The organism is Nocardia rhizosphaerae (assembly GCF_042650365.1).
In the GTDB taxonomy this organism is placed as follows: domain Bacteria; phylum Actinomycetota; class Actinomycetes; order Mycobacteriales; family Mycobacteriaceae; genus Nocardia; species Nocardia rhizosphaerae.
This window is the reverse complement of sequence record NZ_JBHSBA010000007.1, coordinates 412,226-424,189: the sequence shown is the minus strand read 5'-3', so window position 1 is coordinate 424,189 and position 11,964 is coordinate 412,226. Positions and strand designations below refer to the sequence as shown.

At 70.0% G+C, this 11,964-nt stretch carries 11 protein-coding genes; 3 read left to right on the top strand and 8 right to left on the bottom strand.

Annotated elements, in window-relative coordinates; translation table 11 throughout:
* Nucleotides 1-45: 45 nt before the first annotated feature.
* Both ACFOW8_RS16760 and ACFOW8_RS16755 read left to right on the top strand, forming a co-directional pair.
* On the top strand, nucleotides 46-543 hold the full coding sequence (locus ACFOW8_RS16760) for a peroxynitrite isomerase (RefSeq protein ID WP_378551549.1): 498 nt from the start codon (nucleotides 46-48) through the stop codon (nucleotides 541-543).
* Nucleotides 544-802: 259 nt separating this feature from the next.
* Entirely contained in the window at nucleotides 803-994 is a 192-nt protein-coding gene (locus tag ACFOW8_RS16755) for a hypothetical protein (RefSeq protein ID WP_378551548.1), read from the top strand.
* On the opposite strand, the gene ACFOW8_RS16750 is transcribed toward ACFOW8_RS16755, so the two are convergent.
* From ACFOW8_RS16750 to dxr, 5 genes are all read right to left on the bottom strand, one after another.
* On the bottom strand, nucleotides 988-2,778 hold the full coding sequence (locus ACFOW8_RS16750) for a penicillin-binding transpeptidase domain-containing protein (RefSeq protein ID WP_378551547.1): 1,791 nt from the start codon (nucleotides 2,776-2,778) through the stop codon (nucleotides 988-990). The genes ACFOW8_RS16755 and ACFOW8_RS16750 overlap by 7 nt on opposite strands.
* 63 nt (nucleotides 2,779-2,841) lie before the next feature.
* On the bottom strand, nucleotides 2,842-3,696 hold the full coding sequence (locus ACFOW8_RS16745) for a GNAT family N-acetyltransferase (RefSeq protein WP_378552045.1): 855 nt from the start codon (nucleotides 3,694-3,696) through the stop codon (nucleotides 2,842-2,844).
* A 71-nt stretch (nucleotides 3,697-3,767) separates the two neighbouring features.
* Nucleotides 3,768-4,922, bottom strand: coding sequence for a flavodoxin-dependent (E)-4-hydroxy-3-methylbut-2-enyl-diphosphate synthase (gene ispG, locus ACFOW8_RS16740; protein ID WP_378551546.1), 1,155 nt, complete (start codon nucleotides 4,920-4,922; stop codon nucleotides 3,768-3,770).
* Between the two features lie 118 nt (nucleotides 4,923-5,040).
* A complete protein-coding gene (locus tag ACFOW8_RS16735; RefSeq protein WP_378551545.1) occupies nucleotides 5,041-6,237 on the bottom strand; it encodes a M50 family metallopeptidase in 1,197 nt (398 codons plus the stop codon).
* Nucleotides 6,238-6,349: 112 nt separating this feature from the next.
* Entirely contained in the window at nucleotides 6,350-7,492 is a 1,143-nt protein-coding gene (gene dxr, locus ACFOW8_RS16730) for a 1-deoxy-D-xylulose-5-phosphate reductoisomerase (RefSeq protein ID WP_378551544.1), read from the bottom strand.
* Between the two features lie 134 nt (nucleotides 7,493-7,626).
* Here dxr and ACFOW8_RS16725 point away from each other — a divergent pair, with 134 nt between their 5' ends.
* Nucleotides 7,627-7,896, top strand: a complete 270-nt coding sequence (locus ACFOW8_RS16725; RefSeq protein ID WP_378551543.1) for a DUF2631 domain-containing protein — start codon at nucleotides 7,627-7,629, stop codon at nucleotides 7,894-7,896.
* Between the two features lie 72 nt (nucleotides 7,897-7,968).
* On the opposite strand, the gene ACFOW8_RS16720 is transcribed toward ACFOW8_RS16725, so the two are convergent.
* From ACFOW8_RS16720 to ACFOW8_RS16710, 3 genes are all read right to left on the bottom strand, one after another.
* Nucleotides 7,969-8,943, bottom strand: a complete 975-nt coding sequence (locus ACFOW8_RS16720) for a LysR family transcriptional regulator (protein WP_378551542.1) — start codon at nucleotides 8,941-8,943, stop codon at nucleotides 7,969-7,971.
* Between the two features lie 43 nt (nucleotides 8,944-8,986).
* Nucleotides 8,987-10,162: a protein kinase domain-containing protein gene (locus ACFOW8_RS16715; protein ID WP_378551541.1), complete on the bottom strand. Its 1,176-nt coding sequence runs from the start codon at nucleotides 10,160-10,162 to the stop codon at nucleotides 8,987-8,989.
* A gap of 97 nt (nucleotides 10,163-10,259) precedes the next feature.
* Nucleotides 10,260-11,885 carry a protein kinase domain-containing protein gene (locus ACFOW8_RS16710; protein ID WP_378551540.1) on the bottom strand — a complete coding sequence of 542 codons (1,626 nt, stop codon included), beginning with the start codon at nucleotides 11,883-11,885 and terminating at the stop codon, nucleotides 10,260-10,262.
* Between the last annotated feature and the right edge of the window lie 79 nt (nucleotides 11,886-11,964).

Sequence of the window (11,964 nt, the reverse complement as noted above, 5' to 3'; positions counted from 1 at the left end):
GCGTGGCGTGACCGGTGCCGCGGGGGTAGGTCTAGGCTGTCGCCCGTGGTCGAATCCAGTGCTCCCGTCGCCCCGCATCCCGACATCGCCGCCCTCGCCCCGCTGCTCGGCAGCTGGCGCGGCCGCGGGCACGGCGAGTACCCGACCATCGCGCCGTTCGACTACACCGAGGAAATCGCCTTCGGTCATCTGGGCAGGCCGTTTCTCACCTACCGGCAGCGGACGCGGGCCGCCGACGACGGCAGGCCGCTGCACGCCGAGACCGGTTACCTGCGCTGTCCGGCCCCCGGCCGGGTGGAGCTGGTCCTCGCCCATCCCACCGGGATCACCGAGATCTGCGAGGGCACGATCACCGAAACCGTCGACGGTATCCGCCTCGAATTGAATTCCACGAATATCGGGCTGACCGGATCGGCGAAACCGGTGACCGCACTCGGCCGTTCTTTCCACGTGACCGGCGACACCATCGACTACACGCTGCGCATGGCCGCCGTCGGCGAATCCCTGCAACACCATCTGGCCGCGACTCTGCAACGCGCGTAACCGCGACCGAATGCCATCATTTATCCGCTGAGCTGCGACTTCGCCACATCGATACCGATCATTCACCGTTTCATCACGGCGCGGTACCGGTTGTGTTCGAACACGCCCGCACATAACGCAACAATTGCGTGACGCTTGCTGTTGTCGACTATCACGGGCGCGCTCACAGTTCTACGGTTCACCCGAGAACACATTATTCCGACGCATCGAAAGGCTGCCCGGGAAAGCACGTCGAAGCCCTGAACGAGGGAGACGAACCATGAGGCGTTCCACTCTGATCCTGACCACCGCAGGCATGATCGTCGGTGGTGCGGCCGCCATCGACCTGCTCGACCGCGCGAGTACCAATGCCGCGCCAGAGCCCGTCGTCAGTCACGAGGTCGTGCATCGCACGGCCACCGACCATTCCGGCACCGGTTCCCTCGCGGTGGTCTGGGCAGCGGTTCAGTAGCCGGGCGGCAGCGCGGCGAACATGTCCCTGGTGACGGCGACGGCGTTGTCCGAGCTCCCGCCCTTGACCAGCAGTGTCGCGAACGCCACGTCGCCGCGGTAGCCGACGAACCAGGAGTGCGACCCGCCATCGACCTCGGCTTCACCGGTCTTGCCGTACACCTCGCCCTGATCCCGGATCCGCTCGGCCGTACCGCCGGTGACCACCATGCGCATCATCTCCCGCAGCCCGTCGATCACCTCGGGATCGATCGCGGGCCGGTCACCGGTGATCTCGGTCGGCCTGCCCGCGATCAGGTATGGCACCGGTACCGACCCGTTCGCCACCGTCGCCGCCATCACCGCCATTCCGAACGGGCTGGTCACCACCCGGCCCTGCCCGATCCCGTCCTCGGCGCGCTGCACGATGTCGTCGGCGGGCGGCACCGACCCCGACAGCGTCGGCAATCCCTCCACGCGGTAGTCCTGGCCGATGCCCAGCCGGGCGGCGGCCTCGGTGAGCGCGGTCGGCTCGAGCCGGCTGGCCAGGCGCGCGAACGTGGTGTTGCAGGAGCGTTCGTAGGCGGTCGCCATCGGCACCTCGCCGACAGTGAACAGGTTGTAGTTGGGAATCGTGCGCTCGCCGATGGTGGTGCGGCTCGGGCACGCCAGCACCGTGTCCGGTGTCGCGATGCCGGCGGCCATCGCCGCGGACGCGGTCACCGTCTTGAAGATCGAGCCGGGTGGGTACTGGCCGCTGGTCGCGACCGGACCGTCGCGATCGGCGGCTTTGTTCTGCGCCACGGCCAGGATCGCGCCCGTCGACGGGCGGATCACCACCATCATCGTCTGTTCGGTGCGCAGGTCCACCGCGTGCTGGGCGGAGTTCTGCACGAACCGGTCGATGCTCAGCGCGAACGACGGCGCGGGCTGGGCCGCAACCTCGTGCAGCACACCGAGATCCGCGCCGTTGGCGTTGCGGGTGACCACGCTCCAGCCCGCCTTGCCGTCGACCTCGGCGATCACCGTCTTGCGCACCTGGGTGAGCAGGTCGGGCGCGAACTTGCGGTCGGTCGGCACCATGTCCCACTCCTGGGTCAGGGTGACACCGGGCAGTCCGATGAGTTCGGGCCCGATGGTCGCGGCCTCGTATTCGGTGAGCAGGATCACCGAATACGGTCCGCCTGCCGTGCGGGCCGCGCGCAGGATCGACTGCGGGGTGTAGGCGACCGGATCGATCCGGCTCAACCCGGCGGCCAGCGCGCCCGCCACTCGGTCCGGCTCCGGTGCCTTCGACACGTCGAACAGCACCCGCGACACTGTGCCCGGCACCAGCACATCGCTGCCCGCCGACTCGTTCACCCTGGCCCGCGGGGCGGGCGAGGTACGCAACTCCATGGTCTGGGTGTCGCCGAGGCGCGGATGGATGTCGGAGGAGGTCCAGCGCACCAGCCAGCGCCCACCGCTGCGGCCCATCTGCAGTTCGCCGGTGTAGGACCACTGACGGCCCTTGGGCAGCGTCCAGTGGTAGGTGTAGTCGACCGTCGCGGTGTCGCCGTCGACCCTGGCGTCGCCGGTGCGGATCTCCAGGTTCTCCGCCTGCAACGCCTGCCAGGTCGATTCCAGTGCGGCGGTGGCCTGTTCGGGCGCGGTGGTCAGTCCGGCGGCCGCGGCGAGGTCGCGATCGGCGAAAGCCTCGGCGAAAGCCTCGGCGGCGGGAACGGGCCCCTGCTGACCCGACGAGCAGGCGGTCGCCGCCACCATGAGGGCGGCCACCGCGAACGTGGTTACCATCGGTGTCCTCATCGGCACCGATGGTAACGGCGACCGCCCGGCAAACCCCGGATGACGGCGCCGTAACGCCCGGATTCAGTCGACGAGGATCGTCGCGAAGGTCGCGATCTGCCGGAAACCCACCCGGCTGTAGGCCCGCCGGGCGATCCGGTTGAAGTCGTTGACGTACAGACTGGCCGTACGTCCCGTCGCCACAACGGCATTCGCGACGGTGGCGGTGCCCGCCGTGCCGACACCTGCGCCGCGGAAGTCCGGATGCACCCAGACGCCCTGGATCTGGCCGGTGCGCCGCGACAGCGCGCCGATCTCGGCCTTGTACACCACCACGCCGTCCTCGAAACGTGCCCAAGCTCTGCCGGATTCGATCAGGCTGTGGATCCGGCGCCGGTACCCGCGGCCGCCGTCACCGGCGCGCGGGTCGACCCCGACCTCCTCGATGAACATGGCGATCGCGGCGGTGAGATAGCGGTCGATCTCGTCGGGCCTGACCCGGCGCACCGCCTTGTCCGGGCGGGCCAGCGCGGGCGCGGCCAGCGCGAGCAGCGGCTGCTCGGCACGCAGGTCCCTGGCCGGTCCCCACTTGGGTTCGAGCATCTCCCACAGTGGCAGGGTGAATTCCCGACGGCCGACCACCGAGGAGCACACCCGCGGCCAGCGCACCGCACGATCCGCGAAGGCCCGCATGGCCTGCTGGTCGCCGCGCAACGGCACCAGGTTCGCGCCGGAGAAGCACAGCGAGTCGGCCGGGCGGCCGCTGCTCCACAGTTCACCGAGCCCGGAGCGGGCGTCGAGCCCGTACTCCTGCACCCTGGCCGCGATCATGCACGAGGCGACCGGGTCGGCATCGAGGACGCGGAGCACCTCGCCCAGGTCGCGCACGGCCACCGGGCGCGCGGGGGTGGTCTTGGACCGTCGCGTCGGCTCCAGCAGACTCCGCACGGCACCAGCCTGCCACGAAAGCGCGCGACGCGGTACGGAGACCGCCGAATCCAGAGGTATGGTCAGCCGACCGTGACCACGGGCGCCTCGCCCGGCTGGTCGTCCATCTCCTCGGCGATCCGCATCGCCTCCTCGATCAGGGTCTCCACGATCTGCGCCTCCGGCACGGTCTTGATGACCTCACCCTTGACGAAGATCTGCCCCTTGCCGTTGCCGGAGGCCACCCCGAGATCGGCCTCGCGGGCCTCGCCCGGCCCGTTCACCACGCAGCCCATCACGGCCACCCGCAGCGGCACCTCCAGGCCGTCCAAGCCCGCCGCGACGGCGTCGGCCAGGGTGTAGACATCCACCTGGGCGCGACCACACGACGGGCAGGAGACGATCTCGAGCTTGCGCGGACGCAGGTTCAGCGACTGCAGGATCTGGCCGCCGACCTTCACCTCCTCGGCGGGCGGGGCCGACAGCGAGACCCGGATGGTGTCGCCGATCCCCTCGCTGAGCAGGGCGCCGAACGCCACCGCCGACTTGATCGTGCCCTGGAACGCCGGACCGGCCTCGGTGACCCCGAGGTGCAGCGGGTAGTCGCACTGCGCGGCCAGCTGGCGGTAGGCCTCCACCATGATCACCGGGTCGTTGTGCTTGACCGAGATCTTGATGTCACCGAAGCCGTGCTCCTCGAACAGGCTCGCCTCCCACAGCGCGGATTCGACCAGCGCTTCCGGGGTGGCCTTGCCATACTTCTCCATCATCCGCTTGTCCAGCGAACCGGCGTTGACGCCGATGCGGATCGGGATACCAGCGGCACCCGCGGCTTTGGCGACCTCGCCGACGCGACCGTCGAATTCCTTGATGTTGCCGGGGTTCACCCGCACCGCGGCGCAGCCCGCGTCGATCGCGGCGAAGATGTAGCGGGGCTGGAAGTGGATGTCGGCGATCACCGGGATCTGCGACTTCCTGGCGATGGTGGCGAGCGCGTCGGCGTCTTCCTGGCGCGGGCAGGCCACCCGGACGATGTCGCAGCCCGAGGCGGTGAGCTCGGCGATCTGCTGCAGCGTCGCGTTCACGTCGTGGGTCTTGGTGGTGGTCATCGACTGCACCGAGATCGGCGAGTCGCTACCGACACCGACACTGCCCACCTTCAGCTGGCGGGTCTTGCGCCGGGGAGCGAGCACAGCAGCGGGAGCGGCGGGCATCCCCAATCCGATGGTGCTGGTCACGGTCGGCTGCCTTCTTTCGTGTACGGGTCGCGGAATGACCGGTCGTTTCGGGTCCGAGCTTAGTCGCGCCCGGTGACCCGCCGCCCGGTGAGGTGCGCGACAGCGGGCCGGGGACGGCTCAGGGCAGGCGGATCGGGTTGACGATGTCGGCGGCCAGGGTCAGCAGCATGAACGCACCGCCGATCACCACAGCCACATAGGTCACGGGAAGCAACTTCAGATAGTCGACCGGACCGGCAGGGGCTTTGCCGAACAACCCGCGGATCGTGTCCCTGGCCTTCTCGTAGAGGACCACCGCCATATGCCCGCCGTCCAGCGGCAGCAGCGGCAGCAGATTGAAGGCGCCGAGGAAGAAGTTCAGGCTCGCCAGCACCAGGATGAACATGCCCCACAGGCCGCGCTCCGCGGTCTCGCCGCCGATGCGGCTGGCGCCGTACACGCTCACCGGGGTCTCCGGGTCGCGCTCGCCGCCGGTGACGGCCTCCCACAGCGCCGACACCTTCTGCGGCATCTTGGCCAGCGACTTCACCGTCTCGACGAAGAAGTCACCGGTGAACGACACCGTCGCCGGGATCGCGGCGATCGGGCCGTACTGCTTCGGTTCGGCGTAGTCGGGGCCGACGCCGACCGCGCTCACCTCGCGCAGCGGACCGTCCTTGGTCGAGCGCAGCACCCGTTCGGGCGTGACCGTCACGGTGCTCGTCTCGCCTGCCCGCTCGATGGTGTAGGTGAAGGTGCCGGTCTGCTGCTGCGTCTGGGCCTGGAACTGCGCCCAGGTGGTGACCTCGACGCCGTTGACCTGCTTCACCACGTCACCGCGCTGCAGCCCGGCCCGCTGTGCCGGACCGTCGCCGGTACACGGCGCCAGCTTCCCCTCCGGCGTCTCCTGCGCGACACAGCCCATGTTGCCGAGCGCGGTGGCAGGCGGTTGTTCCAGCTGCGGCAGGCCCCAGCCGACCGCGAGCACGACCAGCAGGATGAAGCCGAGCAGGAAGTTCATCGCGATGCCGCCGGACATCACCAGCATCCGCTTCCAGGTGGCCTGGCGGTACATGGCCCGGTCGACGTCCTCGGGCTCGAGCTCGTCGAGCGCCGTCATGCCCGCGATATCGCAGAACCCACCCAGCGGCAGCGCCTTGAGGCCGTACTCGGTCTCGCCGCGGCGGAAGGAGAACACCTTCGGCCCGAAGCCGATGAAGTACCGGCGCACCTTCATGCCGGTGGCCTGCGCCGTCCACATGTGCCCGCACTCGTGCAGCGCGATCGAGATCGTGATACCGAGGGCGAACAGCGCGAACCCCAGCGCGAATACCATCAGGCTCTTCCTTTCGGCGGCTGGCGCCGCGGGTTTTCGGCCTCGTGACCTCGCCGCCGAACACGTGGTGTTCGGTTCGGTCGGTGTGTCCGGGCGTAGCGCAGGTGCTCGGTCAGGACGTGATGATTCCTGCCGCGTACTCCCGTGCCCAGCGATCGGCCGCGAGGACGTCGTCCAGGGTATCGGGTTCGGCGCGCCAGCGATCGGCGGCCTCGACCGCCCTGGTGACGGTGCGCACGATCCCGGGGAAGGTGATCGTGCCGTCGAGGAAGGCCTGCACGGCGACCTCGTTGGCGGCGTTGTAGACGGCGGTCACACTGCCGCCTGCCTCGCCTGCCTGGCGGGCCAGCCGCACCGCGGGGAAGACCTTGTCGTCGACCGGTTCGAAGGTCCACGTGGCGGCGGTGCCGAAATCGCAGGCGGCGGCCGCGCCCGCGATGCGGTCGGGCCAGCCCAGCGCCAGCGCGATGGGCAGCTTCATGTCCGGCGGGCTGGCCTGGGCCAGGGTGGAGCCGTCGGTGAAGGTGACCATCGAGTGCACGATCGACTGCGGGTGCACGGTGACGTCGATGCGGTCGTAGGGCACGCCGAAGAGCAGGTGGGTCTCGATGAGTTCGAGGCCCTTGTTCACCAGCGAGGCCGAGTTCAGCGTGTTCATCGGACCCATCGACCAGGTGGGATGGGTCTTGGCCTCGGCGGGGTTCACCGATTCGAGCATCGCGGTGGTCCAGCCGCGGAACGGCCCGCCGGAGGCGGTGAGGATCAGCCGGTCGACCTCATCGGCGCGACCGCCGCGCAGGCACTGCGCCAGCGCCGAGTGTTCGGAATCCACCGGCACGATCTGTCCGGGCACGGCGGCACGTGTCACCAGGGAACCACCGGCGACCAGCGATTCCTTGTTGGCCAGCGCCAGCCGGGTGCCCTGTTCGAGGGTGGCGAGGGTCGGTTCCAGCCCGAGCGAGCCGACCAGGGCGTTGAGCACGACGTCGGCCTCGGTGCGGCGCACGATTTCGGTGGCCGCGGCCGGGCCGCCGAGTTCGAGGTCGAGCGCCTGCGCCGTGGCCGGATCGGCCACGGCGACATTGCGGGTGCCGGTGGCGGCCATCTGTTCGGCGAGCAGGGCCGGGTTGCCGCCGCGCGCGGCGAGCCCGACCACCTCGAACCGGTCGGGGTTGGCGGCGATCACCTCGAGCGCCTGGGTGCCGATCGACCCGGTACTGCCCAGGAGCAGCACCTTCACCCGGTCGGTGGACATGGAACGGCCGTGTGCGGCACGCGTTGCTGGGTGGGACACGGGCCCATTGTGGCAGGGCTGCTGGCTACGACGAACGGTCGTATGCCACGATATGCCTACTCGCCCAACCAGAACTCGAGCCCTAAGGAGCGATCGTGGCCGCCACGGACCTCGAAAAAGCCAGCACCGAGCGCGCCGTCGCCACCAGCGTCGACCCCGCCGAGGTGCCCTCGGCCGCGTGGGGCTGGAGCGGCGAGTCGCGCAAGACCTTCCTGTTCGCGGGCTGGTTCGTCGTCATCGCCCTGCTCGGCATGACGATCGGCAACCACAGCGGCCACGTGGAGGACATCTACCTCATCTGCCTGGCCGGCCTGCTGGCCACGATCATGGTCGTCGACTCGCTCACCCGGCGGATCCCCCGATAGTCCGCGGCACCGACGTTCCCGCCTGCGGTCGCACTGCGCGTGCGCCGCAGGCGTTTTCGTCTGCCGGGTAGGTCAGCGCCCCCGCCTGACGTTCTTGCGTCCACGGCCCTGCCCGCTCTGCTGCTTGGCGGCCGGCTTGCGCGCCTGCCCGGTGCGGCTCCGCTGTTTGCGTGCCGGTGTCCCCGTGGCCCGGCGCGCCGGTTCGGCCACCGCGGTGCCGCGCGAGGAGTTGGCCGAGCGGCCGCGCACGATGCCGACGAATTCCTCGACCAGTTCGCTGTGCGTTCCGGTGGGCCAGGCCAGCGCGATCTCGGTGAACGGGGTGTCGGCGATCGGGCGATACACCAGGTCGCGGCGATGATGCAGCCGGGCGATCGACTGCGGGACCACACTCACACCGCCGACCGCCGCCACCAGGGCGAGCGTTTCGGCCGCCAGGTCGAGATCGGTGCTGTCCTGTAGTCGTTCACCGGCCAGGTCGGCGGGCGTGACCGTCTCGAGCAGTGACAGTGCGTCGTCCTTCTGCACGACGGCCACCGGGGTCTCCTGCCACAGTGCGATGGTGTGCATGCCGTCCCGCTCGATCGGCAGCCGGACGAAGCACAGGTCGACCCGCCCGTCGCGGAGCGCGGCCACCTGCTCGGCCTGGGCGATCCCGACGACCTCCAGTGGATGATCCGGCAGCCGTTCGTCCCAGACCCGCGCCCATTTCGTGACGGTCACCCCGGGGACGAACCCCACCCGCAGGCTCGCGGGCGCCTCGGGGATGCGCTCGCGCTCGGCCTGTTCGTGCGCGCTGATCAGCGCCCTGGCGTGGACGAGCAGCGCGGCACCGTCCTCGGTGAGCTGGGTCGGCGAGGCGCCGGGCACGAAAACCCTGGTGCCGAGTTCCTGCTCCAGCTCGATCACAGTGGCGCTGAGGGCCTGCCGGGAGATCCGCAGCCCCTTCGCGGCGCGCGCGAAGTGCAACTCCTCGGCGACGGCGACGAAACGACGCAACCGGGCGAGGTCGATGGTGTCGGCGGCGGTGACGTCGAAGTCGCTCATTCCGCCAAGAATATGGCACCCGCCGCCCGCCCCGACGCACCGCTCACAGGGTCGTGATCACCCAGAGCAGACCGATCACCAGGACGACCACCACCAGAACGATCGCCAACGTGACGAGCACCGAACCCCAGCCGCCGCCCGAAGGGGCAGGCTGTTGCGGAACCGGCGGGCGCGGCCCCGGCACCTGCCAGGCCGCGGGGGCGACCGGTCGCTGCGGCATCGACGGCGGCGGCCCCGGTCGCGGTGGCATCGCCTGCGGCGCGACGCCTGGCATCGGGCGCGGGGCGACCGGCGTGCTCGGGGCACTGACCGGGCGCATCGGGCTCATCCCGACGAACGGCTGAGCGTGCGGCCCCGAGGGCGGCCGGGCGACGGGCCTGGCACCGGTGGTTCCGGTGCGCATGGCCCGCCGGACCGCGTCGACGAATTCCTCGCAGGAGGTGAACCGGTCCGCCGGCCGTTTGGCCAGCGCCCGCGCCATCACCGCGTCCAGCACCGGCGGCAGTCCACCGCGCCGCGGGCTGATCGGCGGCGGCGGCGCCTGCAGGTGTCCGGTGATCACGGCGGCCGGGCTCGGCGCCTCGTACGGCGCGGTGCCGGTGAGCAGCACGAACAGCGTGCAGGCCAGTGAGTACTGGTCGGCCCGGTGATCGAGCGCGGCGCCGGTGAGCTGTTCGGGCGCGGCATAGGCGAGGGTGGCGGTGAACGAACCGGTCTCGGTCAGATGCCCCGAGTCGTCGCGCAGGCGGGCGATGCCGAAATCGGTGAGATAGACCCGCTCCTGACTGTTGGAGCGCGCCAGCAGGATGTTCGCCGGCTTCACATCACGGTGCAGCACCCCGGCCCGGTGCGCGTAGTCGAGTGCCGCGGCGGTCTCGCCGATGATCTGCACCGCGCGATCCGGCGGCAGCGTCCGGTGGTCGAGGGTGGAGGCGTCCACCCCGTCTATGTATTGCATGGAGATCCACAGCTGGTCGTCCTCGACCCCGCGATCGAACACCGTCACGATGTTCGGGTGGTCGAGCTGGGCGACCAGATCGGCTTCCCGCTCGAATCTCGCCCTGATCTCGGCGTCGGCGTACAGCTCCTGATTCAGCAGTTTCAGCGCGGTCCAGCGCGGCAACCGTGGATGCCTGGCCAGATACACCGACCCCATGCCGCCGCGGCCCAACTGCCGGTCGATCGTGTATCCGGCGAACACCGTCCCGTCAGAAACCACTCTGACCCCCGAATCTCGCTCGTCGTCCGACGCGCTGGACCCTACCAAAACGGCGATCGTGCCGGGACCGACGTCGGCCGAAGCCCCGGTGCCACGATCAGCTCATCGGAAGCGCGACGAGGTCTTTCAGCAACGCCGGATAGTCCTGCCCCGAGTGCGAGGACCGGGAGGTCACCAGTACCCATCGTTCGCGCGCCGGATCGCTGAACGTGGAGACCACGACCAGGCCGACCTGCTCGGCGCCGTCGATCCGGTGGTCGTCGCGGCGGGTGCCGGACTCGCCACGGCCCACGTTGCGGGTCTTGTCGGCGAAGTCGGCGACGGCCGCCGCGGCGGACTCGGCGGTGGGGAACGCGTACAACGCGACATGGGTCTCGTCGATGTCGGCGGCCCGGCAGGACCACGTGGCAGCGGCCGCCTCGAATGTCCGCTCCCACATCAGCTGGTTGCGGGTAATGGTGTTGACGTATGCCGAACAGGTGCGACCGCCGTGGCCGGTGCCTTCGATGAACGGGTTGTCGTAGCTGAGCCCATCGAGCTCGCCCGGCGGCAGCAGTTGGGGAAAGGCCGACGACATCGCGGCGATGTCGCGGTGCGCCCGCGAACGGTTCAGCAACTCCGAGACGAAGGTGCTCTCGTCCTGCCAACCCCAATACCCGACCCCGAGAACGACGGCGGCGACCGTGCACAGAACCGCGGGAGCCCGGCGCCGCCCGGGGCGTCCCGTCCGGGCAGGCGCCGCAGCGACGACATCGTTTGCCGGGCGCACAGCCGCCGGATGCGGGTGCGGAGCCCGCTGCTGCGCCGCCGGGGCATAAACATAAGGCTCACGCCGGGGTGCGGGACCGGTCGGCAGCGAGTGCGGACCACTTCCCGAGAAAGCGGTGGGTCGGGAACCGGTTCCGTACAGCGCGTGCCGAACCGCGGCGGCGAACTCGGCGCACGAATTGAAGCGGTCGGTGGGCCGTTTGGCCAACGCTCGCGCCAGCACCGCGTCGACGGCGGGCGGCAGCTCGGGGCGGTGCGCGCGCAGCGAGGGCGGCGGCTGCTGCAGGTGCCCCTGGATCACCAGCACCGGGTTCGTCGCCTCGAACGGCGCGATCCCGGTCAGCAGGGAGTACAGCGTGCACGCCAGCGAATACTGGTCGGCGCGATGATCCAGTGGCGCACCGGTGAGCTGCTCGGGCGAGGCGAAGGCGAGGGTAGCGGTGAAAGTGCCGGTCTGGGTCAGGTTCTGGGTGTCCTCGCGCGGGCGGGCGATGCCGAAGTCGGTCAGCAGGACCCGCTCGCCGCCGTCCCATTCGGCGAGCAGGATATTGGCGGGCTTCACATCACGGTGCAGCACGCCGTTGCGGTGCGCGTGATCGAGCGCGGCGGCGGTGCCATCGATGATGTGCAGCGCGCGCTCCGCGGACACCGGCGGGTCGATCGCCGCGGCGTCGACACCGTCGACGTACTGCATACTGATCCACAGCCGCCCGTCCTCGACCCCGCGGTCGTACACCGTGACGATATTCGGATGTTCCAGCCGCGCGGCGAGATCGGCTTCGCGCTCGAATCTGGCCCGGATCTCGTTGTCGGCGAACAACTCCGCGTTCAGCAGCTTCAACGCGGTCCGCCGCGGCAGCCGGGGATGCCTGGCCAGATACACCGACCCCATCCCGCCCTGACCCAACTGCCGCTCGATCGCGTACCCGGCGAAGACCTCACCCGTCGCAAGCATGTATCCCCCGCTGTTCCGCACTGTCGGTCCGGCCGTCGGCACGCCAGGTGCCGAACGGCCGACACCAACTTAGCGCCCT